Consider the following 25,343-nt stretch of genomic DNA (forward strand, 5'->3'; position numbering starts at 1 on the left):
AACGCGGGACCAATGGATTAAAAGTCCACTGCTCTACCAACTGAGCTAACGGCCCGAAACCAACATTCAAGCATTGCCTGAATGCACAGTGTAAGAAAATAAGGAATTTCCAACACCACTTCGTTTTGATGGGCGTATTGTAGCAAGTTATTAAACGAGCGCAAGTAAAAATTAGCAAACTTGTTGATGTTTGATTATAAATGCAACAAATTTGCTATATCTACTCAAAAAACAGCCATTTTGAGCTAGAAACGGTATTGATAAGCTTGAATATTGTCGAATATTTCTGCTGTTAAGTCAGAGTATCCCGTGGCACTCGGCAGTAAAACCAGCAAGCGTTCGTCTGTTTTATGGGGATCAAAAGCTTGTTCTTTTAGCTTGTTCTTTTGGTATTTAAAAGTACCTGTGGTTTCCACCTGCGCTTGAACACGCAAGAACACCGGAACAGCATAAGCAGGCAAGCATTTTTTAAATTCGGTTACCATCTGCTGTAAATCTTCTGCAGTTAATTGTGCACCCTCTGCCAAGGTAATTGCTGCCATACCTGCACGACCATTGGTATTTGGGATTTCTACTCCGTATACCACGGCTTCAGCAATTTTCTCATATTCACTAACTGTATTTTCAACTTCAGTGGTCGATACATTTTCACCTTTCCAGCGGAAAGTGTCACCTAAGCGGTCTACAAATTGGGCATGACGGAAGCCAATATCACGGACCAGATCGCCAGTATTAAAGAATGCATCACCGCGTTTAAACACATCTTTCATAATGACCGATTTGTTCTTTTCAGGATCGGTGTAGCCGTCAAAGGGTGAACGACGGGTAATCTTGCCAATCAATAAGCCGACTTCACCTTTTTTAACTTTCTTACACCAGCCTTTGGCGTCTTTTACCGGTGCATTGGTTTCTTTATCAAACTCAACAATTGCATAAGGGGTAGGGGAGAAACCCACGGTATTGTCAAAATTAAACACGTTACTGAAACCGACATTACCCTCACTGGATGCATAGAGTTCAAGAATTTCTTCCACTCCAAAACGTGCCTTGAATTTATCCCAGATATTGGGGCGCATGCCATTGCCAATCATTTTTTTAACACGATGGCCCTGTTCAAGTTCAGAAACCGGAGCATCCATCAGATAACGGCACAATTCACCGACATAACCAATTACCGAGACATCAAATTTCTGCACATCTTTCCAGAAAGAAGAAGTGGAATATTTGCGTCGTAAGGCCAGTGTGGCATTGCCGGCAATGACACCGCACCAGCAGACCACGATACCGGTTGCATGATATAGCGGCAAGGTCACGTACATGACGTCCTCTTTATTCAGATTTAACACATGTCCATAGGTGCCATAGGCCAAAGTCCAGCGGCTATGCGTGAAAATGACTGCTTTAGGCAGACCGGTCGTACCTGAGGTATAGATATAAAATAAGCCATCTTTACCTTGAATGGTGTGCGTGGTTGGTGTGTTGAATTTGGGAAAGTTATCGATTTTATTTGCAAGATTTGCCCAGCCTTTCGGGGCTTGACCTGCATCAATTTGAGTGGCTTGATCAGCAAACCAGTGAAAACGATCTGCTGCGAGCGCTAAGTCTTGACGTACTTCTTCTACAGCAGGACGGCATTCTTCTCCGGCAATAAGGGCGATTGGCTTAACCAAATTAATACTATGCGTGAGTGCTTTACCTGTTTGTGAGGTATTGACTAAAGCGGCCGTCACGCCAATTTTCGCTAAAGCAACAACAGTCGCCACCAGTTCAGGACGGTTTTCCACCATCACCGCGATGACATCGCCTTTACGGGCGCCAAGGGACAGATAAAAGTGCCCGATTTGGTTAGCCCATTCATTTAGTTCTTGATAGCTGAATTTTTGATCTTCGAATAATAATGCTATACCGCGAGGATTACGCTTGACCGCTTTTTCAAAGGCAATACCTAATCCTGCAGGGGTGTCGGATGTGCGTAAATAGGCTTGCTTGAGACCACTCAATAGGTGGGGGACTTTGCTCATAAATTTAGGTAGTTTTGCTGCAACATCAGCAATGCCAATAAGATCGCTCTGTGGGGTGTGGTTCATAAGAATCCTATTTATTTTTCATAATCCAATATGTCTATTTGTTTGCGACTATCTGTACAGGTGTCTTTTTAATCGTTTAATCCTAGTGCAATCAACCTAATTTGACAAAAGTAACAAAAAAAACCTAGTCACCGAAATGACTAGGTTTTTTTTATTCGCTGCATTAGAGCTAATTATGACTCATTGGCAGGAGTTGCTTTCTTCGGTGGACGACCACGAGGACGACGAGGACGGACAGGTTTGTCAGCATCATCATCAGCATCTGGGTTGTCTAGATCAGCTTTTGGATCAGCCTGTGCTGGTGCATTTTGAACACTCTCTACCGCTAACTCAGGTTGAACCGGTTTTGGCTTTACTGCCTTTTGAGCAGGAGGAGCTTGAACAGCTTCAGCTTGTTTGATCGGTTCAGCAACCACTTCAGGAGCTGTGACCACATCAGGCTTTTCAGTCACTGCCGCTTCTTCGATCACAGTTTCTGGTGCTGTAGCCGGAGCAACTTCAGCAGTTGTTGTTTCCACTACTTCCTTGGTGGCTTCAGGTTCGCTATGTGCTTGCTTAGCTTGCTCTAAAGCCTGTTCCGCAGCAAGTTTTGCCAAACGACGACGTTCACGTGGATCATTAGCAACACGGTTATCCGAAACAGCAGGAGGTGGGGTTAAGTCCAGCACGGGTGCAGGTTCAGCCTCATGCGCAGCTTTGGTTACAGCAACATCACGGGTAACCGGCTGTGCTGGTACTTCCGCTTCAGTTGTGTGATGCACGAGAGTTGCCGCATATTGCTCGGTAAATTTCACCAATGCACGGTTGAAGGTTGGGATTAAACCAAATTGTTCAATCAGCACTGAACAGTCTTCACCATACACATGGCGAATGAGGCTGCCCACGGTATATTGACCCAAAGTTGGAACCTGAGATGGATTCAATTTTGGAGCTTGAGCCTGTTTTACTTGTGCTTCACGCTTTTGGCGACGGCGCATACGCGGATCATTGCTCGCACGTTGGTCAGCAGAACGCGGTTGGTGTGGCTCGCGAGTTTCAGTTGCTGGTGCAGGTTTTTCTTCCTTCGCAACCACTGGTTTTTCGATTACAGGCGCTTTGGTTTCTGCAACAGCCACAGGTGCGGTTTGAGCGATCGGTGCTTCAACAACAGCTGCTGATGCATTTAACGCAACAATTTCACTTTTCGCCTGATCGACATTCACGACCAATGCAGTTGGAATCACATCCTGGCGAGGCGTATCAATCACTTCGACTTTAGGCTGTTGTTCGTTAACTACCGGAGCAGCAATGGCTTGCTGAGGAACAGCTTGTTCGTTCAATACACTTTGATCGCGGTGACGATTTGGGCGGTTTGGACGTTGTGGGCTATTACGGTCACGACGTGGAACAGCATTTTGCTCTGTTTGAGCTTCAGAAGCCTGTTGTTCAACGTGGTGACGTCGAGTCGGGCGCTTGTTGTCACGTTGATCTTGGCGCTGTTCATGGCGCTGATCTTGACGTGGTTCTGGGCGCTGTTCCTGACGTGCTTCTTGACGCTGCTCATGACGCGGAACTTGAACAATTTCCTCATGCACTTGATTTTGTTGATTGTCGTGCTGAACTTGTTCACGTTGTTCTTTAGGCTTATTACGCTTTTTATTGTGACGTTGCGCTTTTTCTTCTCGATCAGAGTATTTGTCCGCAACTTCACCCTGTTCCTGTTTTGGTGTTACAGGCACAGTTGGCGATAAGTAAGCATTGTTGTTTGTAGTTGCAACAGGTGGTGCACTCTGAGCAGGTGCAGAGGTTGCAACCTGACCGAATTGACCACGGCTTACTGCACCGCCATTCACCATTTGCTCAATCGCAGCAGCAGCATTGTTTGCAGTACGGGATTGATCAACAGTTTTGGCCTGCTTTTGTACAAACAGGTTTTCTAGCCATGCACATGGGCTTGCTGAAGCTTGAGCAACAGGCGCAACTTGAGTTGGCTGTGGTTGCTGTACTTCTTGAGCTGCTGGTTGTGAACCACGTGGTTGCTTGTTGTTTTGGTTTTTAGCTTGTTGCTGAACAGGCGCTTGCGCAGCAGCTTGAGCTTGTTGCTCGCCTTCTAAATGCCATTCAGAAGATTCGTAACCCAACTCTTTTTCACTTGAACGTGTTGCTTCAGTACGTTCATAGCTGGTTGGTGCAAAACCTTCAGCATTATAAGTGATTTCGTAATGCGGTGTTTCCAAGTGCGGATGAGGTAACACGGTTACACGTACATTTGAAGTTTGTTCTAAATATACCAAAGTATGACGCTTTTCATTCAATAAGAATGCTGCAATTTCAACAGGTACTTCAACCTGAACTTCACCATGACGTTCACGCAGTGCAATTTCTTCCACTTTACGCATGATTGAAAGTGATAAAGAGCGTAAGTCACGCACCATACCGGTACCATGACAGCGCGGGCAAACATAACCGGTTGCTTCTTCAAGCGATGGACGTAAACGTTGACGGCTCATTTCCATTAAGCCAAAACGTGACAATTGACCGAATTGGATGCGGGCACGGTCGCTTTGGGTTGCTTCACGAAGTTTTGCTTCAACCATACGTTGATTGCGGTCTTTAGTCATGTCGATGAAATCGATCACCACCAAACCACCGATATCCCGTAAACGCAGTTGACGTGCAATTTCTTCCGCCGCTTCCAAGTTGGTGTTTAGCGCTGTATCTTCAACATCGTGACCACGTGTTGATTTAGCCGAGTTAATGTCAATCGACACTAAAGCTTCAGTTTGATCGATCACGATTGAACCGCCGGAAGGAAGTTTTACTTCACGTTCATAAGCAGTTTGAATTTGGCTTTCAATTGCAAAATGAGCAAATAAAGGCTCATTTAAAGTATAAGTTTTAAGTTTTTCTAACTGACGTGGCATCACGGCTTTAACGAAGTTGTAAGCTTCGTTATAGGCTTGTTCAGAGTCAATTAAAATTTCTGCAACATCGTCACGTAAATAGTCACGAATGGCACGAGTGACCACACCCGCTTCCTGATGCACCAACATTGGTGATGGACCAGAACTTGCTGTAGTTTGAATTTGTGCCCAAAGATCCATCAAGTGTTGCAAGTCAAGTTGCAATTCTTCTTGTGAACGACCAATACCGGCAGTACGAACAATCACGCTCATGCCGCGTGGAATATTCAGTGACGACAACATTTCTTTCAACTCTTCACGAACTGAACCTGAAATTTGACGACTGATACCGCCACCTTTCGGGTTGTTTGGCATAAGCACCAAATAACGACCGGCAAGCGAGATAAAGGTAGAAAGCGCAGCTCCTTTATTGCCACGTTCTTCTTTTTCCACTTGAACCAGAAGTTCGGTGCCTTCAGTAATCAATTCGCGGATATTTGAAGTTTGGCGAGGGTCTGCCTTGTAGTATGAATTTGCGATTTCACGCATAGACAGGAAGCCTTGACGACCTGCACCATACTCAACAAAAACAGCTTCTAGAGAAGGTTCGACGCGAGTCACGTGACCTTTATAGATGTTGGATTTCTTCTGTTCACGGGTACGATTTTCTAAATCAAAATCGTAAAGACGCTGACCAGTGACAAGTGCAACGCGAATCTCTTCGGCATGTGTTGCATTAATCAACATACGTTTCATGGGTGTAACACCTAATAGTGATACACAGCAAAACATCGCTATTCACGTAGCGAACATCACACATTACGGATCAATACTCAGATCTCAAATAAACGCTTGTGGTCTGAGCTTTTTTACCGGCCTTTTTTTGGGCTTCGGTTTTTGATTCATGTATTGATGATGACCAATACGGCTTCAATCTTTAAACGATTAAAGTCACCTGAACAATTCACTGGCGGACAAACGGTGCATTAGATGTGAGTAACTTTCACTGTCACGTAGCTTGAAGATCATCCCTTCATTAAGATAGAGCGTCTTGATACGGAATTATCATCGTATCGTTGCTTTAGGTGCAGATCCAATGCATCAACGTTGTAGCCTGAATGCGACTTCAGGGTGCGACTAATCTGATGTGTATCAGTTTACGTTTAAAACCAACTTTAAGTTGGCGACATATTTTTTAGGGCAGACTGATTTATGTACCGAAGTACAATTAAACGCAACAGTTTGCTTTTTTGCCGATATAATAAGCCTTCGGCGTCGGCATATTCTTTAGGGACCTTTCCGTATTTAATGTGAATTATGAAATTTAATTTTGAGCTTCAAAAATATTGAAGGAATTAAATTTTTTCACACTAACGGTGGTATCCGTGCGCTGACTATATCAAACCTTGCAGCATCTGCCTATGGGTTAAGCTTATGTTTCTTGTGTAAAGCATAGCCTAAGTGATCAGTTTTTAATCAATTTTAGTATTTTTTTGGGTCATAGTAACTGTATGAATTCTACGCAAGAATGGCAAAGTGTCACTTGGTTTGAAGTGGACGAGCATCAATCAGGCCAACGCATTGATAATTTTTTATTTTCCCGACTTAAAGGCGTGCCTAAAAGTCGTATTTATCGTTTGATGCGTGAAGGGCAGGTTCGGGTCAATAAAAAGCGTATCAAAGCCGAAACCAAACTGAATATTGGTGACCAGATTCGCGTGGCACCAATTCGTTATGAGCCTAAAGATGAAACACCTGCACCGGTATCGGACAAAGTGGCTCAAAGCCTGCTCAGCCGCGTGATTTATGAAGATGAAGGCTTGATGGTGGTCAATAAACCTTCTGGCATTGCCGTACATGGCGGCAGCGGCGTGGCCTATGGTCTGATTGAAGGCTTGCGCGCAGCAACCGGCAAGAAATATCTTGAACTGATTCACCGTATTGACCGTGATACTTCCGGTCTGGTGATGATCAGTAAAAAACGCAGCACTTTAAAAACCCTGCAAGATTTACTGCGTGAACACAAAATTAAAAAAACCTATGCGGCAATTGTAAAAGGCAATGTCGTGATCGATCGTCAACTGATTGATGCACCATTGCATCGTTATGAGCTTGCCAATGGCGAGCGTCGTGTATGCGTATCTAAAGAAGGTAAAGAGTCTAAGACGCAATGGAATGTGGCGGAGCGCTTTATGCATGCAACGCTTGTCTATGCATCGCCGCTTTCAGGTCGTACTCACCAGATTCGTGTGCATGGTTTAAGTATTGGTCATCCTTTAATTGGCGATGAAAAATATGGTCATGAAACTGCCTACAAAGGTCCGAAAGCACGTCGTTTATGCTTACATGCACTGCGCCTGGAAATTCCGGGTTATGAAACCATTGAAGCACCATTGCCTGAAGATATGCAGAGTCTGGTGGCGCAGTTACGTGCGCAGAAGAAAGATAAGGAACCGGTTCTAACGGATCGTGACCAAGACTGAATTTTCTTCTCTCAAGCAGCGGGAGTATTCGATGAATAGTCCCGTCACCCAAGAGTAATTAAAAAATTTATGATGCGAAAACGATATGCATAAGGCGACATCCATGTCGCCATTGCATAGCAGATACTTGTTTTAAATTTTCTATGAAAATTTTATTCCTCTTTCATGGGTACAGAGGTAGGCCGAGAGATTTAAAGATAAATGCTAGGTTTTGCGTTGAATCAAATATTGGATTAATTCATGAAAAAAGCAGTAGAACTTGTCATTTTCGATTGGGATGGCACTTTATTTGATTCAGTCGGTCAGATTGTAAAAAGCTTGCAATTTGCTGCTCAAGAATATGAACAGCCTTTAACGGATGAAGCTGCGAAAAGCATCATTGGTTTAGGTCTGCCGGAAGTCGCGCAAGTGTTATTTCCGGATGTACCTGAATTGCACGCTGATATTTTGCAATGTTATGCGACTCACTATGTTGAAAACTCGAAAGGTGATGCATGGTTTGAGGGTGTGGCGGAATTGTTGAATGATCTAACGCAGCAGGGTGTAAAACTTGCGGTTGCCACAGGGAAAAGCCGTAAAGGTTTAGACCGTGTGTTAAGTCAGACCCAGAGTCATGAGCTTTTTGTCGTGACTCGTGCAGCAAGCGAAACCAAATCTAAACCTGATCCACTGATGCTTACAGAAATTTTGCACATTACTGGCGTAAACGCTGAAAATGCGATTATGGTCGGTGATACCTCTTATGACTTGGAAATGGCACAGAACATTGCCATGCCCCGTATTGGAGTGAGTTATGGGGTGCATACACCTGAGACGCTGGCACAATTTAATCCGTTGGCTATTGCAGAGGATGTCGCAAGTTTGCATCAGGTTCTCTTAAATCAGGTGAATTTAAAACAAGCAGTTTAAGATCTATCGGATGCTCAAAAGGGTGATTTCAAATCACCCTTTTTTATACGTAGTAAATTCTAAATTGACTTATTGAATTCTAAATTTTTTGCACATCAGGTTTGTGATTACCCCAACCGGTCCAGGAATTGACCACAATGACGGTTTTATTTTGGATACTCATAATTTTATAAAGATCATTACGCGGTGGTGAAATTTCATTGGGACGAATGACTTCAGTCATCATAAAAATCTTTGGTGTAATCCAGCTAATACGCCATGCATCGGTATTGGAGTAGCCACGACTACATTTCATTTCATTTTGCCAGGCCGCAGCGGTCGCTTGAGGATTAAATTTTAGTCCCGGACAACTTGCGCCGCTTAAAATTAAATATTTGTTTTTGTTTTGATAATTTTATGCAAGGGCTGTATGACATAAAGGGGTGAGTAAAGCCGTTAATAGCAGTGTCCTGATTTTCATTACTCATATTTTAAGTTCTTGTTTTTAATTATTTAAAAATATCATTTTGATAAAACAATGAATATGTCGTTTTTCTTCAAAATGGAGCAATAGTCTCATCTTTTAGTCGTAGGCGGGATTGATTGTTAAAATGAATCACCTGCATTGCAGAGCTGCTGACTCGGATATCATAGAATATCTAGGCTAACTGCTTTGTATCACTCAAAAAAGTAGAATTCCTTTTATAGGTAATAGCTATTGTAAAAAATAAAATAAGTATTGGCATAAAAAGCGCATTTTTCAGATTCTAAATTAGTTTATACATATACACGTTTTCCCAAGATGGGCAGCACCCATTTGCTGATGGGTTTGATCATTTGCATAGAATTTTTCTGATTGTTCATTCCATTTCCATCGATCACGGTATAAGTCCAATTTTTTGCAGTTTAAGGAAACATTGATGTCGAATTCTGCTGTTGTTGAATCAGTCGCCTTAGCGCTTAGAGAAGCTGAGTTGTCACAAACTGCGATTGCACCGATTCGCCCGCAACTGGGTGGTGAAAGTGCGGATGTAGATATTGCTTACGCAGTTCAAGAAGTAAATACCCAACGTGCCCTAAGCGAAGGACGTCGTTTAGTCGGCCGCAAAATCGGTTTGACTTCAAAAGTTGTACAAGCTCAACTCGGTGTAGATCAGCCTGACTTCGGGATGTTGTTTGCCGACATGTCGTATGGTGATGGCGAAGCAATCCCGGCAGGTCTCTTGATTCAGCCTAAAGTTGAAGCAGAAATCGCATTAATCATCAATAAAGATCTTACCAAAGAACATCATACCTATGCAGACATTATTAGTGCGACTGAATATGCCTTGCCAGCGGTAGAAGTGGTGGATAGCCGGATTGAAAACTGGAAAATTTCCTTGATTGATACCGTTGCCGATAACGCCTCTTCAGCTGCATTTGTTTTAGGTTCACGTCCAGTGAAACTTGAAAACCTGGACTTGGTGAACTGCAAAATGACCATGACCCGCGGGGATGAAGTGGTCTCTCAAGGTGTAGGTAAAGCCTGCCTTGCAAATCCACTCAATGCTGCGGTTTGGTTGGCTGATGAAATGGTTCGTCGTGGCCGTCCACTGTTGGCGGGTGACATCGTTTTAACCGGTGCATTAGGCCCGATGGTTGTTGCAAACCCAGGTGATGAATTTAAAGTTGAAATTGAAGGCTTTGGTTCAGTGACAGCAGCGTTTGCAGCTGAATAAGCATTGAGCTAAACACAGAATTTTTGAGAGTACACATTCATGAAAAAGATTAAATGTGCATTGATTGGTCCTGGGAACATTGGGACTGACTTGCTTTACAAACTTCAACGTAGCGAATGGTTAGAGCCAGTTTGGATGGTGGGGATTGACCCGACATCGGAAGGTTTGGCACGTGCTGCGAAAATGGGCATTAAAACCACTGCTGAGGGCGTAGACGGTTTATTGCCTCACGTTTTAACAGACAATATTCAAATTGCCTTTGATGCAACGTCTGCTTATGTCCATGCTGAAAACAGCCGCAAGTTAAACGAACTTGGCGTACAGATGATTGACTTGACGCCTGCAGCGATTGGTCCATTCTGCGTACCACCGGTCAACCTAGAAGCTTTGCTTGAACAAGGTGAATTGCCGAACGTAAATATGGTGACATGTGGCGGTCAGGCAACTATTCCTATGGTAGCAGCGATTTCACGTGTTCAACCTGTGAACTATGGTGAAATTATTGCCACTGTGTCAACGAAATCGGTTGGTCCAGGCACACGTAAAAACATTGATGAATTTACACGCACCACTGCCGGTGCAATTGAGCAAGTGGGCGGTGCGAAACAAGGTAAAGCCATCATCATTATCAACCCTGCTGAGCCACCGCTCATGATGCGTGACACGGTGCACTGTCTTGTTGAAGGTACGCCGGATCAAGCTGCAATCACAGCATCTGTGCATGCCATGATCAAGGAAGTTCAAAAATATGTACCAGGTTACAAACTTGTAAATGGTCCAGTCTTTGATGGCAACCGTGTATCAGTATTTATGGAAGTTGAAGGCTTAGGCGATTACTTACCTAAATATGCTGGCAACCTGGACATTATGACTGCAGCTGCTGCACGTACTGCAGAAATGTTTGCAGAACGTCTCATCGCTAACCAAGCAGCGCACGCTGAAGCAGAAGTTTAAGGAGCAGACTATGTCAAAAATTATTATTAATGATATGACGTTACGTGATGGTATGCACCCGATGCGCCATCAAACTACACCAGCTCAAATGGTTGCGATTGCAACTGCCCTTGATGATGCTGGGGTACCTTTAATCGAAGTAACCCATGGTGACGGCTTAGGCGGCAACTCTGTGAACTACGGTTTTGCAGCTGCAACGGATGAAGAATATTTAACTGCGGTAATTCCAAAGCTTAAACAAGCCAAAGTATCTGCACTTTTAATTCCGGGTATTGGTACGGTTGACCACTTAAAAATGGCACACGATGTAGGTGTAGCAACGATTCGTGTTGCAACACACTCTACAGAAGCTGACGTTTCTGAACAGCACATTACTGCTGCGCGCAAACTGGGTATGGACACTGTGGGCTTCCTGATGATGGCTCACATGGCATCACCTGAGCATCTTCTTGAAGAAGCGAAGAAGATGGTGTCTTACGGTGCAAACTGTATCTATGTGACGGATTCTGCCGGCTATATGTTACCGAATGATGTGACTGACCGCGTGGGTATCTTACGTGCCAACCTGGCTTCAGAGATCGAAATCGGTTTCCACGGTCACCATAACTTGGGTATGGGCGTTGCCAATTCTGTTTCAGCGGTTCAAGCCGGTGCAACGCGTGTCGATTTGGCTTCTGCCGGTTTAGGCGCAGGTGCAGGTAATACACCACTTGAATTGTTTGTTGCGGTTGCTAACCGTATGCAAATGGACACAGGTGTGGACCTGTTTAAAGTTCAGGATATTGCTGAAGAACTGATTGTTCCAATGATGCAGCAACCGATTCGTGCCGACCGTGATGCAGCAACTTTAGGTTATGCTGGTGTTTACTCTTCGTTCCTGTTATTCGCTAAACGTGCTGAAGCGAAATATGGTGTTTCCGCGCGTGAAATTCTGATGGAATTGGGTCGTCGTGGCACGGTAGGCGGTCAGGAAGACATGATTGAAGACCTTGCTTTGACCATGTCTAAAGCAAAAGAGCTTCAAGCTTAATTAAAGTATTAAGTTTCAAAGAAAAAGCACCCGAATATGGGTGCTTTTTAATTTTGAATAATTTGATTTAAAATTATTTAATTTAATCAAGTATTTGATTGGTGTTTTCGATGTGATTTAATCAATAATCCTGAATTGTTTTGCTCATTGCTTTATTGGAATGAGCGCTAGATTTACCTTTACTGTATTTTATTCTGAGTATCTAGCGTGTAAAACAGCTGAATAATTCAGCCGTTTTTATCATGGATTTTAAAATTTGAAGGTATACATGGTATAGACCCGATTCTCGTTATAATCTCGACCATACTTGGATTTATAATCAATATTGAGCCATGAGAAACTTAAACCTTGGAACAGACCGTCGTTAATGGTATAGCCAAAACGATAGTTAAACTCTGTTTCATTGTCGTCCTTGCCTTGGGTCTTAAAGTTTTCACCGCGAATATATTTGGTGTCTAATTGTAAACCGGGTATGAGGGCATCAAAATCATAACTTAAAGTTAGATGATATGATTCTTCATCTTTTTTAATGAACGAGCCTTGAGTCCAGTTAATAAAATCAAGTACAGGAATAGGACCATCAATTAAAGGATAATCATTGTCGCCAAATATTTTTTGGTAGCCGATACCTACTTTCAATTTTGGCAATACTTCTGCATAGTTGATAATGCCAATGTTGTTGCTGTCTACTGAACCTAGTTTTGCATCTCCAATATCTGTGTTATTAAAGTAACGCAGGTTGGTTTGCATTTTCGTGTCAAAAAATTGCCATTTATAATCTAACCCCAGCATACTTTGGTTATAAAGGTTTTCCAGATAACCATTGAACACATGTAATTTTAAATTAGGTGATATTGCATGCTGAATGTCTAAATAAGTTAAACCATCAGATTCAATATTTTTTACACTAATTTTTTTGAAATGTTCAGCACTACGACGTGAATACTTATCAATTAAACCTGCTGAAACGGTTGTATCCTTAAATTTCCCTGTATATACCGCACCATGAAATGATGGGAGTAATTGTCGAGATGGATCAACCACCAGCATTGGATTGTTAATCCATTGTTCACCATAACTTAGAGTATGATTTTGAAATGAAGCCTCAAAATTAATCCCTTGCTTGTGCTGATGTTGTTTTTGCTCTTGAGCGATTGGATCAAAAGGCAAAATAGTATCTGCAAGACCCTTATCATTACTCAGTCGGTAAGCATATTGAAAAGAAGGATTTAACGCGACATTCCAGTCCTGATTCAGTTTATAGCTAAATTTTCCTCGATAAATCAGCCCTTGTGTCCAACTGCCTAGGTCTGCATCACTCTGACTATAATCCCGCTCTGCATACAGGTTTTTTAAAGTAACGGTATTGCTTATTTTCAGGTCTTCTATTGCATGTGCATTTCCTAGGCACAAAAGTAACCCTGAAAAAATAAATTTTTTCATTAAAAATCAATCCTTGTAAATTTAAAGTTTATTTTCGTAGTACGGTTCTGAAGCCAACATGGGAAGTGGCAAGATCAAATTCTTGCGGGTGTCGTGCAGCAGCCCTGTAACGTGCACAATAATTATCTGCACATAAATAGGAACCGCCTTTGATGGTCATCGTCATGACCTGTTCTGAGTGGTGACGGGTCATTTGTGGATTGCCCATATGCATATCGGAATGAGGGCCTTTGTATGCAGAATTTGTCCATTCCCAAACATTTCCAATCATGTCATGTAGGCCAAAAGGATTGGCTTCAAAACAGCCGACAGGTGCTATACCTTTAAATCCATCTTGATTAGAGTTTGAATAAGGGAATTCACCCTGCCAATAATTAGCGGTAATTTTGCCATGCGATTTTGGGCCGATATCTTCCTGATCACTAAACCCTTTGGAGAGGTATTCATTTTCTAATTCGGTAGGCAGATCACGACCCAGCCATGTTGCATATGCCAATGCATCATTATAAGTCACATAACGAACTGGCTCATTCAGCGCAGGAAATTTCTCATCAATGTTTTTCCATGAAACATTTTTCAAAAATTTCCACCAGGACATCATGGCAACATTATCTGTTTCAGGCTTGATGAAAACAGCTGCGCCACCTTGTTTTTCAGCATCGGTAATATAGCCAGTTGCATCTACAAAACTTTTAAACTGGGCAACAGTAACTTCTGTCTGATCAGCCCAGAAAGCGTTTACTTTGAGTTTGTTTTGATAGAAAGGGCGTTCGTCTTCATAACCCGCGTTTGAGCCAAAAAGAATTTCACCTGCCGGAATTTCAACCATACCGGATGTTTTGGATTTTCCCCAAAGCGCAGGCAAGCCTGAATATTGCTTACATTGACTGACACTTCCAAGAGTGACAGTTTCTGTAGCTTGCTCAGATTTTGAAGAGTCGCATCCTGCAAGGCTGAACACGAGCAATACCAGACAACTCCCTTTCATCAAATTTGACATGGGGTATTACTCCGCGAAATCCTGTACACCTACACGTTGAGTATATTTCACATATTCTTGCTGGAGCTGTTTTACAATTTCAGGATGTTTTTTACTTAGGTCAGTGGTTTCTGTACGATCATTTTCTAGATCATATAACTTCCAGTCCGGACCACTCAGGTTTTTGGTAATGGTGCGCGTGAGTTTCCATTTCTTGTTACGCACATAGGCATCGCCATGCAATTCATCTGCATAGATAAAGTTTTCGCCATATACGGAATTGGTTTTACCCTTAAGATAACTGATCCACGATTTACCGGAAAGCTGGTTGAACTTGCTAGGATCCTGATAATCTGGTTTTAATGAAGATTGGGTAACTTCAAGAACAGTTGGGAAAACATCTTTTACATTAACAAAGCTATTACTGATTTTAGCTGTGGTGCTATTTGGAAGTTTAACAATTGCAGGCGCACTGACGCCGCCTTCAGCTGCAGTTCCCTTCCAAAGTGAAAATGGTGCACTGCTCACTTCAGTCCAACGCGGACCAATAAGTTCATAAGATTTAGTTTTACCTAAATTATTATAACTATTGTCATAACCTGGAAGTGGGCGATAAAACCCTTCTGCGCCATTATCTGACATAAAAATAAACAGAGTATTGTCGTATTGCTTAATATTTTTCAAATGTTTAATCAGTTTTCCGACATTGTCATCCATATTTTTAATCTGTGCCGCGTAAATTTCCATCTTACGCGCTTCGATTTTTTTCTGTTCAGCCGTTAGATTGTTCCAGGTATCTAAATTCATTGGAGCAAGTTCTTTACTAACGACATTGGCTGTTTTTGTAGAATTAATTAGCTTTAGCTTAAGCATTTTTTCTAAACGCTTTTGTTTGATTGCATCGTAACCCTGGTCATAGTGGCCCTTATAAATATTCAAATAATTTGTCGGTACCTGAAGCGGCCAATGTGGGGCGGTGAGAGCAACATACGCAAAGAAAGGTTGGCTTGGCTTCTTATCATTACCAATATATTCAATCACTTTTTGAGTAAAGAAATCTGTTGAATAAAAATTATCTGGTAATTCGACCTTCTGACCATTTTCAGTGTAAATGGTTTTACGTTCGATACCATTAGGCAGGGTTTTGAAATGTGAGTCTGCACCATTTAATAATGCATAAGAAAAATCAAAACCTCTCTTTGCCGGATTGGTTTCGGGGGTATAACCAAGATGCCATTTACCTGCCATCAGTGTTTTATAACCATTGTCTTTTAATACTTGAGGCAAGGTCATTGAGCGAGTATTTAAATAACCTTCATAACCAGGTTTACCTAAAAATTGTGGACGGGGCATTAAATCAAATTTTGCTGCATCTTCCCGCATAGTCTCCGCCATTGCACCTAACCCAGCTTGATGATGATCTGTACCGGACATCAACTCGGAACGCGTGGGAGAACACGTGCTAGGGGTATGGTAATTGGTAAAGCGGGTTCCTTGATGAGCAAGACTATCAATATTGGGAGTCTTGATTTCACTACCAAATGAACCTAGATCAGAATATCCCAAATCATCTGCCAGAATGATGACCACATTCGGCTTTTGAGCGAATAGCTGAGTAGAAACTAATAATGATGTAATTAAGGCCAATTTGTTTAATTTCATTTCACTCATCCTTGATTATGATTTACAACTATTAGAGTAGTGTAAATGGTTTAAGGTCAACTGATATTAGACAAAACGTTATTTTTATAAAAATCAAATATATAGGGTGTAATTGGATGGGGTATTGGTGATAATTAATACATTTTAAATATTAAGTCATACTATTTATGTATTTATATATTAATTTTTTAATTGAGTTCAATTATTGGATATTTATTATAAATACCGCTTATAGATTTAAGATCTTATGAGACTGCTTAATTAAAAAAACACTTAATAAATCGATATTAATTCATTTCTAAAAAAAAAGAATTTAATTAACAGTATTTTAAATGGATCGTAATAGCAGTAAGCAAAAATCAGTTATTGTTAAAACATATTAAAATTTTGAATTAAATGTTAGAAAAAAGAAAAATAAAGTTATATAAGTCGCTCTTTAATACTCTGGTCTGATTTTTTTTAGCGGCATGGTTGAGCATGATGGTGGCATAGCTTAATTTGATTACAGGAATAAGCCATGCGTCGTCAAACTTTATGGAAAGCCATCTGTGCTGCGACTCTAGCATTAGGTACAACTGCAACGAATGCAGATTTTATCGACGATAGCCAAGTCCAATTAAAATTCAAAAATTTCTATCTTGATCGCCAGATTGCAGAAACACCAGACAGAAACTGGGGTTCATGGTCACAAGGCATTACCCTGGATGCAAAATCCGGTTATCAGGATATTGGCGTTGGCATTCAAGTGGGTGCAGATCTTTTGGTACAGCACGCATTTAAATTGAAGGGCCGTGATAAAAATCCGGACTTTGTGTTGCCACATGATGGTAAAGAGTCCAAAGATAACTTCGGTAAAGTCGGCGCGACCTTAAAAGCCAAGGTTTCACAAACCGAATTAAAAGTAGGGGAGTTATTACCGGTATCTCCAGTATTGGTCTTCGATCCATCGCGTCAGTTGCTGACTACTTTTAGCGGTGCATGGTTGGAATCGAAAGACATTAAAGATACCAAGTTAACTCTTGCGTATATTGATGGCATTAACAACCGTTATGACAACCAATTTCGTGACTTAACCAAATTTGCTCCGCCTGCATATGATAATGGTGCAACAGCAGACGGTATGTATATTGCAGGTGTGGATCATCAATTTAATAAAGAGCTGGGTGCAAGCTACTGGTATGCAGATGTAAAAGATATCTACCAACAGCATTATGTAGGTATGAATTACAAAACTACCTTAGGGGAAAAGGCCAAACTGGATAGCCATATCCGTTATTTCGATAACTCGGATTCAGGCAACAAACTGTATGGCCGAATTGATAATCAGGCATTATCTGCCGGTGCAAAAGTTAATTACGGCGCGCACACCGTCGGTTTGGGCTATCAGCAAATGTTTGGGGACAGTGCTTTCCCGACATTAGGCGGCTGGGTGCCACAGCCTTATTTAGTTAACTGGGGTGTTGCGACCTTCACTGCAATCGATGAGAAATCCGTAGGTTTAACTTATGGTTATGACTTCTCTGAACTGGGCGCAAAAGGCTTGAATGCTACTGCGGTCTATATGATGGGTTTTGATGCTGAAGCAAATGGTAAGAAAAACCAGGATTCGGATGAGCTTAATTTAATCTTGAACTACACAGTGCCTGAAGGTCAGTTGAAAGGTTTAGGCTTCCAGGCGATGTATATCGATGCTGACTTCGATTATAAATCTGACCTTAAAGAGTATCGTGTAGCAACGACCTATACTTATAAGTTCTAAATCGTTTAATTTAAAAAGAGCGGCTGCTGAGCAGTCGCTCTTTTTTGTCTTTAGAATAGTTTGGTTTTAAATACCTTAAGTAAATTATGGGTATAATTTTATTTTTATTATATAAAAAACAAATACTTAAATAATAGTTTTTTTATAGGGTTTGATCGTAAATTTGTATCAGTTTGCAGGTCTTGAACGGTTAATATAAAGATGTAAAAAGTCATTTTAATGAGTCAACTTGACGTCGAATTCTTGTAATAGAGGGACACGCAAGCTAAAGACTGTAAGAGGAATCAATATGAGCACTGTTCAAATCCCTGACTATCAAACAGATCCATTCTTTGGCTTAGAAGACAAATGGATTGAAACCGCGGAAGGCGAGTTGACGCATTACCACGAAATTGGTGAAGGTACACCTATTCTATTTTTACACGGTTCAGGTACAGGCGTATCTGCTGCTGCAAACTGGTGGTTAAACTTGCCACAAATTGGTGAGCAAGCGCGTTGTATCGCAATTGACACCATCGGTTATGGTCAAAGTGTGGTTGCACCAAAAACTGCTTACGGTATCCGTGCCTGGGTAGATCATGCAGTCCGTACTTTAGATGCTTTGGGTATCGAAAAGACCTGGGTAGTAGGCAACTCTTTGGGTGGCTGGTTAGCTTTCCAGATGGCACTTGATTACCCTGAGCGTGTTCTCGGGATCGTTTCTATGGGTACTGGCGGTGCGAAACAGACTGCTGCACTTAAAGCGCATGCTAATCCAGTGCTTACTGAAGAAGGAATCAAGAAAACCCTGTCTATGTTTGTGGTGAACAAAGACTTGATCACTGATGAATTGGTGAAAGTACGTTTTGATTCTGCGAAAAACGATTACGCCTCTGACCGTCTAATGGACGTGGTTGGCGCACGTGACCGTGACCGTTTCGAATTCCCGCTAGACTTCGAAAAAATGAAAGAAATCAAAGTTCCTGTGCTGTTGATTCATGGTGTACAAGACGTGGTGATTCCTGTGTCTCGTTCATGGGATATCTTGAATATAGTTCCGCATGCTGATGCACACATCTTCAGCCAATGTGGTCACTGGTCTCAAGTTGAAAAATCTGAAGAATTTAATACTGTGATCAAAAACTATTTAACAGCTCGTGGTGTTTAATCGCGCTGTATGAATAAAATGAAAAAGGATGACTGAGGTCATCCTTTTTTATACCGTTAATTAAGGACTCATAATTAAGTGTCAATAATTAAGTGCTAATAAAGTTAGCCGTAACATTGATACTGATCGCCAGAATAGTGGTATTGAATCCATAGGCCAACAGCAGGTGCAAGGTATTTAATACCCGCATGGAGCGTGAAGTGACGGATACATCTGCGGTTTGCGCTGAGGTTCCGACCACATAACTGAAATAAATAAAATCTGGGTAAGTTGGGCGTGGTGTCTTGGGAAAATCCAGGCCGCCATCTGCGTGTTTTTCTAATGCCAGATAAAAGTCATGGGTATAATGAATGGCAAAAATGGTATGCATAAAAAACCATGCAGAAACAAGGGTGAGAACCGATAAGGTTAAGTGTCCTATGCGAATGGTGGTACCTGGGGGTAAATGATTAATTTCAATAACGATGGCAATGAAACACATGATTAAAGTCAGGATCACCAACAGTAAAATCAGCCATTTACTGGCATCTTGTTGTTGTGCGCGCTGTAAAATATTTTCATGTTCTGTACGCCATAATTTCTTCAGGGTTAAGAGCAAATAGCTATAGATCGCGCTATTCCAGCTGATTAAAAGACAGGTAGACCACCCCCATTGGGTCAGCCAGTGTAGAAAATAATAAAACACCGCAATAGCAGGAAAAGTAAAAAAGAAATAAGGATGGTATTGAAGAGCTGTTTTTATTCGATGCAATGGGTGTATTTTCATTATCTTCTCTACAGTGGTGTTTATTTTTTACAAGCATTTTAAAAATATTGTGATCAGCTTATTAGACTTAAGTTGTAATTTAATCATTATGAGATATTTTTATAAATTAGATAAGAAAAAGTTATACGTTATTTCCCATCAAGACGGGATTTAAAATGGTGAATTTTTATAAGACTTCAGTCTAATCTGAGGGAGAAATAACCAAAAAGGTGCATAAAAAGCCACCACTATTTATCAGGAAAATAATGAGGGCCGAATTGAGAGAACGTGTGGGTAAAAATTAATCAATCACGATTGATATTCAGATAAAAAACCCGAGTCAGTAATTCAATAAATTTCTTCACCACCATAGAACTGCTGTTTTTATGGTAACTGACATACAAGTCGAGGTAAGGAAGCTCAACGTCTAAAGGACGAATGACAGTATTGTTCATGGTCAAGGGTGCTACATAGCCCGGTAAAATCGTACAACCTAAACCCATACCAATCGAGTTGATATTGAACAAGATATTGTCGGCTTTCTGCACAATATTGAATTCAATGGCATTAGATTTGGCAAAATCCAGAATGGCATTATGTAATGTCAGGGACTGTTCAGCAGCAGGAATAATAAAATCTATTCCATTCAACGCCTTAACAGGGATACGTTCATACTTCGCCAAAGGATGATTTTCGGGCAAAATAAAAATCAGCGGTTCGCGTAAAACAAATAAACTTTCGATGTCTTCACTATTCGAATTATGCCGGGTAAACGTGACATCCAGTTCACCTTTTTTCAACAGTTTCATTTGCTCATTGTTATTGAGGCTGAGCAATTCAATTTTTACATCAGGGTTTTGCACACGTAAATTTGGCAAGACATAAGGGAAAATCTTCATTTCCGCGACCGGAACGAAGCCAATACGCAGCATTTGCTGTTTCGCTTGCGAGACTTGACGTGCCATGGCAATGGCTTTGTCTGCTTGAGCCAGTGTTAAGCGTGCCTGTTCAAGAAATACAGCCCCTTCTTCCGTGAGTTCAACTTTTCGTTTGGTGCGATACAGCAGTTGTACGCCTACATCTTCTTCAAGGTCCTTGATTTGCTGACTTAAAGAAGGTTGGGCGGTATAAAGCTTTAACGCCGCTTTACTAAAGTTCAGTTCTTCTGCAACGGTGATAAAATATCGAAGGTGTCGTAATTCCATATAAGCAGTCCCATGAGTAATCCAAAAAATGTCTTACTATAATTTTGGGAGAGTATAATCTATAAACAACTATGCCGTGAAGATGATTCTTCCATTTAGAAAATAAATGGTCTCGCTTTTTTCATGACGAAATTAATATAGAAAATAATACTGCTAATAATCCATAAAATATCTTAATTGAAACAAAAAAAATATTTCACTAAAAGTCGCTATAAAACCATTATCCACTAAAAGTTGAGTCTATTTACTTTGTGACTGAGTCCGTCACAGGAGAGCTTCTCATGAGTGGAAAAATTGATGTGCGCGAAATCGATGCTTTGGTCGATGCACAAAATGGTCGTATCTCGCCATCGATCTATACAGATCCAGATTTATATGAATTAGAGCTTGAACGCGTTTTTGGCCGTACTTGGTTGTTCCTTTGTCATGAAAGCCAAATTCCTAAATCGGGCGACTTCTTCAATACCTATATGGGTGAAGATCCAATTATTGTGACACGTCAAAAAGACGGCTCAATCAAAGCATTCTTAAATCAATGCCGTCACCGTTCTATGCGTGTGAGCTTCGCAGACTGTGGTAATACGCGTGCATTTACTTGCCCATACCATGGCTGGTCTTACGGTATTGATGGTTCATTGAAAGATATTCCATTAGAAGAACGTGCTTTCCCGCAAGGCGCATGTAAAGAGAAATGGGGTCTGGTTGAAGTGAATCGGGTTGAGTCTTATAAAGGCCTGATCTTCGGCTGCTGGGATGAAACCACACCAGATTTAATCGAATACATGGGTGATATCGCATGGTATTTAGATGGTGTATTAGACCGTCGTCCAGGTGGTACTGAAATCATTGGTGGCGTGCACAAATGGGAAATTGAATGTAACTGGAAATTTGCAGCTGAACAGTTTGCATCTGACCAGTATCACGCACTGTTCTCTCACGCCTCTGCCATTCAAGTATTGGGTGCAAAACCAGATGATGAATCATCGAAAAAATTAGGCGCAGCGCAAACGGCTCGTCCAGTTTGGGAAACCGCGAAAGACGCGATCCAGTATGGCGCGCGCGGTCATGGTTCAGGTTTCTTCTTTACTGAAAAACCAGACGCTAACGTTTGGGTAGACGGTGAAGTTGCCAACTACTTCCGTGAAACTTTCGAGGAAGTAAAAGAACGTCTGGGTGAAACGCGTGCACTTCGTCTTGCGGGTCATAACAACATGTTCCCGACCATGTCCTGGTTAAACGGTACTGCAACACTTCGTGTTTGGCATCCACGTGGTCCAAATAAAACTGAAGTGTGGGCATTCTGTATTGCCGATGCTGAAGCATCGCAAGAAGTGAAAGAAGCATTCGAACGTTCTGCAACCCGTGCCTTCGGTCCTGCCGGTTTCTTAGAGCAAGATGACTCTGAGAACTGGATTGAGATTCAAAAAGTATTACGTGGTTATAAAGCACGTAATAACAAACTGATTATGGAAATGGGCTTGGGTAACGAGAAAAAACGTGAAGATGGTATCCCAGGGATTACCAACTACATTTTCTCTGAAACTGCTGCACGTGGCTTATACCGCCGTTGGGCAGACCTGTTGATCCATGAAAAATGGGAAGACGTAGAGAAAGCCGCTGACGAATACGAGAAGGAGCTAATGAAATGAGTCAGATCAGTTTAGAACTTCATCATCAAATCAGTCAGTTTCTGTATCGTGAAGGCAAAGCACTGGATGACTGGAAATTCCGCGATTGGCTGGACATGTTGGCAGAAGATATTTCTTATACGCTGCGTACCACGCCAAACGCTCAAACCCGTGACCGTCGCCGTTCAGTTGAACCACCGACAACTTGGGTATTTAACGACACCAAAGATTTGCTTGAACGCCGTGTTGCGCGTCTTGAAACTGGTATGGCTTGGGCTGAAGAGCCTCCATCACGTACCACTCACATGGTGAGCAACGTGATTGTAGAGCCGACTGAAGTGGAAGGCGAATACGACGTGTACGTAACTTATTTGTTATACCGTACCCAAAAAGAGAAAGACGTAACGATTTACTGTGGTAAGCGTCACGACAAGATCCGTAAAGTTGAAAGTGATTTGGGCTTCCAGATCTTCAACCGTAAAATTACGTTAGATCAAGTGACCTATAACTCACATAACCTGAGTGTATTCTTCTAATGAATAAGATTTTTGTTTGCCAAGTTGACGAATTAGACGAAGGCGAAGCGCTAAAAGTAGATTGCGGCGTGAATGGTATTGAAGCGCTTGCAGTGTTCAACAATGGCGGAGAATTCTTCGCAATGAATGACCGTTGTTCACATGGTAATGCGTCTATGTCTGAAGGTTATCTTGAAGATGATGGTACAGTTGAATGCCCACTGCATTCAGCACGTTTCTGCTTGAAAACAGGTGAAGCTTTATGTCTACCTGCAACTGATCCAATCAAAACTTTCCCAGTGATTGTTGAAGATGGTCAATTGTTTGTAGAGATGGCAGGAGAATAATCATGGGTTGGCTACAAGGCGAAGTTGCACTTATTACGGGTGGTGGTTCAGGTTTAGGCTGGGCTTTGGTTGAGCGGTTCTTGGAAGAGGGTGCACAAGTTGCGGTTCTTCAACGTTCAAAAACTAAAGTGGATGCATTGAACGAACACTTCGGTGGTAAAGTTCTTGCGATTGAAGGTGATGTAGCCAACTATGCAGATAATGTCCGTGCGGTAAATGCAACCGTTGAGCGTTTTGGCAAGCTGGATTGCTTTGTTGGTAATGCCGGCATTTGGGATCATTATGCCGATATCGTCAATACTTCAGGTGAGCAGCTGGAAAAAGCCTTTGATGAAATCATGGGCATTAACACCAAGTCACTCATTTTGGGTGCCAAAGCTGCGCTGGATGAATTGGTCAAATCTGAAGGTTCAATCATCTTCACCCTGTCTAATTCTGCGTTGTATTCAGCGGGTGGTGGTCCAGTTTATACCGCATCTAAACATGCGGGCGTGGGTATCATGAAAGAATTGGCCTATGAACTTGCACCGAAAGTGCGAGTCAACGCAGTTGCACCATCAGGCATGAACGTCAATATCAAAGGTGCGGCATCACTGGGTCAAGAAAACATAGGTCTGCTGGATGCACGTGATCCTGAGAAAATTGCCCGTGGCATGCCGTTAAATTTTTTACCAGAACCTGAAGATATGACCGGTTCGTATGTGTTGCTGGCGTCTCGTGCCAATAACCGTACGCTGACTGGTGTTTTAATTAATGCTGACTGTGGTCTGGGAATTCGTGGTTTACGTCAGCCACGTGCAGGTTTTTTTGAAGACTAAGTCTAAAGTCTTCATCAAACCTTATTCTGAAAAACTCAGAATCACACTCTGGCAGCCATTTGGCTGCCTTCGTTTAGGAGCGACTCATGTCCGTTAAACTGATTTGTGCGTCACATAGTCCACTTATGGAATTTGCTGCACCTCAAAATGCAGAACAAGAAAAAAGTGTTCGTGCTGCGTTTGAAAAAATGGCGGCTGAAGTCAAAGCCTTTGATCCAACTTTAATTATTACTTTTGGACCCGACCATTTCAACGGTTTCTTTTACGACTTGATGCCAAGTTTCTGCGTGGGCATTCGTGCTACAGCCGCAGGCGACTGGAATTATGGTGCAGAGAACAACAAGATTAATGTGCCGGAAGATACTGCGCTTGCTCTGGTGCGCCGCGTATTGGATGAAGGTGTGGATGTTGCTTATTCTTACCGCATGCAGGCTGACCATGGCGTGACTCAGCCTTTGCATTTCCTGTGCGATGGTCAACTTGATCGTTATCCAACCATTCCGGTGTTTATTAATGGTGCAGCAGCACCGATGCCAACCACCAAGCGTACCGTGGCTTTAGGTCGTGCGATTGGGCAGTTCATTAAATCTTTAAATCTTGAAAATGAACGGGTTCTTATTTTAGGTACGGGTGGTCTTTCGCATGATCCACCGACACCGCAAATGGGTTCTGTGCCACCTGAAGTGGAAGAATTCCTGATTTGTGGCCGTAATCCTAGTCCTGAAGCACGTGAAGTACGTCAGTCAAAAATTATTGCAGTCGGTCAAAAGCTGGCAGCAGGAGATACTTCTGTTGCCGTACCTTTAAATGCTGAATGGGATATCGCATTGCTTGAAACCTTCAAGAATGCCAATTTCGCAGCGATTGAAGCCATGACTGAAGCAGATATTCGCCGTGAAGGTGGCCGTGGTGGTCAGGAAGTTCGTTCATGGATTGCCGCATTTGCAGCACTGTCTGAATTGGGCGAATACGAAATGACCACGCAGGTCTATGAAGCAATCAGTGAATGGATTGCAGGCTTCGGCATTGTATCTGCAGAATTAAAAGGGTAAA

Annotated in this window: 20 protein-coding genes; 12 read left to right on the forward strand and 8 right to left on the reverse strand. The window is 42.0% G+C overall.

The window, feature by feature from the left end:
* Nucleotides 1–245: 245 nt before the first annotated feature.
* A complete protein-coding gene (locus AC3CAU_RS08495) occupies nucleotides 246–2,087 on the reverse strand; it encodes a long-chain-acyl-CoA synthetase (protein ID WP_447053948.1) in 1,842 nt (613 codons plus the stop codon).
* 173 nt (nucleotides 2,088–2,260) lie between these two features.
* Entirely contained in the window at nucleotides 2,261–5,725 is a 3,465-nt protein-coding gene (locus AC3CAU_RS08500; protein ID WP_447053949.1) for an Rne/Rng family ribonuclease, read from the reverse strand.
* Nucleotides 5,726–6,480: 755 nt separating this feature from the next.
* Between AC3CAU_RS08500 and AC3CAU_RS08505 the strand changes: the two genes are divergently transcribed.
* Both AC3CAU_RS08505 and AC3CAU_RS08510 read left to right on the forward strand, forming a co-directional pair.
* The gene (locus tag AC3CAU_RS08505; RefSeq protein WP_131216322.1) at nucleotides 6,481–7,452 is read left to right on the forward strand and encodes an RluA family pseudouridine synthase; all 972 of its coding nucleotides are present in this window, start codon (nucleotides 6,481–6,483) and stop codon (nucleotides 7,450–7,452) included.
* A gap of 240 nt (nucleotides 7,453–7,692) precedes the next feature.
* On the forward strand, nucleotides 7,693–8,361 hold the full coding sequence (locus AC3CAU_RS08510; protein ID WP_447053950.1) for an HAD-IA family hydrolase: 669 nt from the start codon (nucleotides 7,693–7,695) through the stop codon (nucleotides 8,359–8,361).
* Nucleotides 8,362–8,440: 79 nt separating this feature from the next.
* Here the strand turns inward: AC3CAU_RS08510 and AC3CAU_RS08515 are convergent, their stop codons facing one another.
* On the reverse strand, nucleotides 8,441–8,656 hold the full coding sequence (locus AC3CAU_RS08515) for a hypothetical protein (protein WP_131216320.1): 216 nt from the start codon (nucleotides 8,654–8,656) through the stop codon (nucleotides 8,441–8,443).
* A gap of 604 nt (nucleotides 8,657–9,260) precedes the next feature.
* Here AC3CAU_RS08515 and mhpD point away from each other — a divergent pair.
* The 3 genes from mhpD to dmpG are packed head-to-tail and all read left to right on the forward strand — an operon-like array spanning nucleotide 9,261 to nucleotide 12,042.
* Complete coding sequence (gene mhpD, locus AC3CAU_RS08520) at nucleotides 9,261–10,058, forward strand: 2-keto-4-pentenoate hydratase (RefSeq protein WP_447053951.1); 798 nt, start codon at nucleotides 9,261–9,263, stop codon at nucleotides 10,056–10,058.
* A 39-nt stretch (nucleotides 10,059–10,097) separates the two neighbouring features.
* A complete protein-coding gene (locus AC3CAU_RS08525) occupies nucleotides 10,098–11,012 on the forward strand; it encodes an acetaldehyde dehydrogenase (acetylating) (RefSeq protein ID WP_447053952.1) in 915 nt (304 codons plus the stop codon).
* A gap of 10 nt (nucleotides 11,013–11,022) precedes the next feature.
* The gene (gene dmpG, locus AC3CAU_RS08530; RefSeq protein ID WP_424621244.1) at nucleotides 11,023–12,042 is read left to right on the forward strand and encodes a 4-hydroxy-2-oxovalerate aldolase; all 1,020 of its coding nucleotides are present in this window, start codon (nucleotides 11,023–11,025) and stop codon (nucleotides 12,040–12,042) included.
* Between the two features lie 249 nt (nucleotides 12,043–12,291).
* On the opposite strand, the gene AC3CAU_RS08535 is transcribed toward dmpG, so the two are convergent.
* Genes AC3CAU_RS08535 through AC3CAU_RS08545 form a run of 3 tightly spaced genes read right to left on the reverse strand, consistent with a single transcriptional unit; the run spans nucleotide 12,292 to nucleotide 16,126 of the window.
* Nucleotides 12,292–13,485, reverse strand: a complete 1,194-nt coding sequence (locus tag AC3CAU_RS08535; RefSeq protein WP_447053953.1) for an OprD family outer membrane porin — start codon at nucleotides 13,483–13,485, stop codon at nucleotides 12,292–12,294.
* A gap of 28 nt (nucleotides 13,486–13,513) precedes the next feature.
* Complete coding sequence (locus AC3CAU_RS08540) at nucleotides 13,514–14,485, reverse strand: formylglycine-generating enzyme family protein (protein WP_447053954.1); 972 nt, start codon at nucleotides 14,483–14,485, stop codon at nucleotides 13,514–13,516.
* Nucleotides 14,486–14,491: 6 nt separating this feature from the next.
* A complete protein-coding gene (locus AC3CAU_RS08545; RefSeq protein ID WP_447053955.1) occupies nucleotides 14,492–16,126 on the reverse strand; it encodes an arylsulfatase in 1,635 nt (544 codons plus the stop codon).
* 517 nt (nucleotides 16,127–16,643) lie between these two features.
* On the opposite strand from AC3CAU_RS08545, the gene AC3CAU_RS08550 reads away from it, so the two are divergent.
* Both AC3CAU_RS08550 and AC3CAU_RS08555 read left to right on the forward strand, forming a co-directional pair.
* Nucleotides 16,644–17,885 carry an OprD family outer membrane porin gene (locus AC3CAU_RS08550; RefSeq protein WP_447053956.1) on the forward strand — a complete coding sequence of 414 codons (1,242 nt, stop codon included), beginning with the start codon at nucleotides 16,644–16,646 and terminating at the stop codon, nucleotides 17,883–17,885.
* 289 nt (nucleotides 17,886–18,174) lie between these two features.
* The gene (locus AC3CAU_RS08555; protein ID WP_424620007.1) at nucleotides 18,175–19,032 is read left to right on the forward strand and encodes an alpha/beta fold hydrolase; all 858 of its coding nucleotides are present in this window, start codon (nucleotides 18,175–18,177) and stop codon (nucleotides 19,030–19,032) included.
* A gap of 88 nt (nucleotides 19,033–19,120) precedes the next feature.
* Here AC3CAU_RS08555 and AC3CAU_RS08560 read toward each other — a convergent pair whose 3' ends face one another.
* Both AC3CAU_RS08560 and hcaR read right to left on the reverse strand, forming a co-directional pair.
* The gene (locus AC3CAU_RS08560) at nucleotides 19,121–19,798 is read right to left on the reverse strand and encodes a DUF1345 domain-containing protein (RefSeq protein ID WP_424620004.1); all 678 of its coding nucleotides are present in this window, start codon (nucleotides 19,796–19,798) and stop codon (nucleotides 19,121–19,123) included.
* 284 nt (nucleotides 19,799–20,082) lie between these two features.
* A complete protein-coding gene (gene hcaR / locus AC3CAU_RS08565; RefSeq protein WP_131216311.1) occupies nucleotides 20,083–20,982 on the reverse strand; it encodes a DNA-binding transcriptional regulator HcaR in 900 nt (299 codons plus the stop codon).
* A 281-nt stretch (nucleotides 20,983–21,263) separates the two neighbouring features.
* On the opposite strand from hcaR, the gene hcaE reads away from it, so the two are divergent.
* The 5 genes from hcaE to AC3CAU_RS08590 all read left to right on the forward strand — a co-directional run bounded on the left by hcaE (nucleotide 21,264) and on the right by AC3CAU_RS08590 (nucleotide 25,342).
* On the forward strand, nucleotides 21,264–22,631 hold the full coding sequence (gene hcaE, locus AC3CAU_RS08570) for a 3-phenylpropionate/cinnamic acid dioxygenase subunit alpha (protein WP_131216310.1): 1,368 nt from the start codon (nucleotides 21,264–21,266) through the stop codon (nucleotides 22,629–22,631).
* The gene (gene hcaF, locus AC3CAU_RS08575; RefSeq protein WP_067722174.1) at nucleotides 22,628–23,146 is read left to right on the forward strand and encodes a 3-phenylpropionate/cinnamic acid dioxygenase subunit beta; all 519 of its coding nucleotides are present in this window, start codon (nucleotides 22,628–22,630) and stop codon (nucleotides 23,144–23,146) included. Before hcaE ends, hcaF begins: the two co-directional genes overlap by 4 nt.
* Nucleotides 23,146–23,472, forward strand: coding sequence for a 3-phenylpropionate/cinnamic acid dioxygenase ferredoxin subunit (hcaC, locus tag AC3CAU_RS08580; RefSeq protein WP_067722172.1), 327 nt, complete (start codon nucleotides 23,146–23,148; stop codon nucleotides 23,470–23,472). The genes hcaF and hcaC overlap by 1 nt, the downstream gene beginning before the upstream one ends.
* Nucleotides 23,473–23,474: 2 nt before the next feature.
* Nucleotides 23,475–24,290 (forward strand): 3-phenylpropionate-dihydrodiol/cinnamic acid-dihydrodiol dehydrogenase, encoded by an 816-nt coding sequence (gene hcaB / locus AC3CAU_RS08585; RefSeq protein ID WP_424620000.1) that lies wholly within the window; start codon nucleotides 23,475–23,477, stop codon nucleotides 24,288–24,290.
* Nucleotides 24,291–24,376: 86 nt separating this feature from the next.
* Nucleotides 24,377–25,342, forward strand: coding sequence for a 3-carboxyethylcatechol 2,3-dioxygenase (locus tag AC3CAU_RS08590; RefSeq protein ID WP_424619998.1), 966 nt, complete (start codon nucleotides 24,377–24,379; stop codon nucleotides 25,340–25,342).
* The last annotated feature ends 1 nt before the right edge of the window (nucleotide 25,343 follow it).

The sequence above is a fragment of the Acinetobacter sp. GG23 genome (assembly GCF_057766365.1).

Coding starts and splice junctions, on each gene's coding strand:
- AC3CAU_RS08535 (WP_447053953.1), bottom strand. CDS start 13,485: ATGAAAAAATTTATTTTTTCAGGGTTACTTTTGTGCCTAGGAAATGCA.
- hcaE (WP_131216310.1), top strand. CDS start 21,264: ATGAGTGGAAAAATTGATGTGCGCGAAATCGATGCTTTGGTCGATGCA.
- AC3CAU_RS08505 (WP_131216322.1), top strand. CDS start 6,481: ATGAATTCTACGCAAGAATGGCAAAGTGTCACTTGGTTTGAAGTGGAC.
- AC3CAU_RS08555 (WP_424620007.1), top strand. CDS start 18,175: ATGAGCACTGTTCAAATCCCTGACTATCAAACAGATCCATTCTTTGGC.
- AC3CAU_RS08540 (WP_447053954.1), bottom strand. CDS start 14,485: ATGTCAAATTTGATGAAAGGGAGTTGTCTGGTATTGCTCGTGTTCAGC.
- AC3CAU_RS08500 (WP_447053949.1), bottom strand. CDS start 5,725: ATGAAACGTATGTTGATTAATGCAACACATGCCGAAGAGATTCGCGTT.
- dmpG (WP_424621244.1), top strand. CDS start 11,023: ATGTCAAAAATTATTATTAATGATATGACGTTACGTGATGGTATGCAC.
- AC3CAU_RS08515 (WP_131216320.1), bottom strand. CDS start 8,656: ATGAAATGTAGTCGTGGCTACTCCAATACCGATGCATGGCGTATTAGC.
- AC3CAU_RS08525 (WP_447053952.1), top strand. CDS start 10,098: ATGAAAAAGATTAAATGTGCATTGATTGGTCCTGGGAACATTGGGACT.
- AC3CAU_RS08545 (WP_447053955.1), bottom strand. CDS start 16,126: ATGAAATTAAACAAATTGGCCTTAATTACATCATTATTAGTTTCTACT.
- AC3CAU_RS08495 (WP_447053948.1), bottom strand. CDS start 2,087: ATGAACCACACCCCACAGAGCGATCTTATTGGCATTGCTGATGTTGCA.
- hcaB (WP_424620000.1), top strand. CDS start 23,475: ATGGGTTGGCTACAAGGCGAAGTTGCACTTATTACGGGTGGTGGTTCA.
- hcaF (WP_067722174.1), top strand. CDS start 22,628: ATGAGTCAGATCAGTTTAGAACTTCATCATCAAATCAGTCAGTTTCTG.
- AC3CAU_RS08590 (WP_424619998.1), top strand. CDS start 24,377: ATGTCCGTTAAACTGATTTGTGCGTCACATAGTCCACTTATGGAATTT.
- hcaC (WP_067722172.1), top strand. CDS start 23,146: ATGAATAAGATTTTTGTTTGCCAAGTTGACGAATTAGACGAAGGCGAA.
- AC3CAU_RS08560 (WP_424620004.1), bottom strand. CDS start 19,798: ATGAAAATACACCCATTGCATCGAATAAAAACAGCTCTTCAATACCAT.
- AC3CAU_RS08550 (WP_447053956.1), top strand. CDS start 16,644: ATGCGTCGTCAAACTTTATGGAAAGCCATCTGTGCTGCGACTCTAGCA.
- AC3CAU_RS08510 (WP_447053950.1), top strand. CDS start 7,693: ATGAAAAAAGCAGTAGAACTTGTCATTTTCGATTGGGATGGCACTTTA.
- mhpD (WP_447053951.1), top strand. CDS start 9,261: ATGTCGAATTCTGCTGTTGTTGAATCAGTCGCCTTAGCGCTTAGAGAA.
- hcaR (WP_131216311.1), bottom strand. CDS start 20,982: ATGGAATTACGACACCTTCGATATTTTATCACCGTTGCAGAAGAACTG.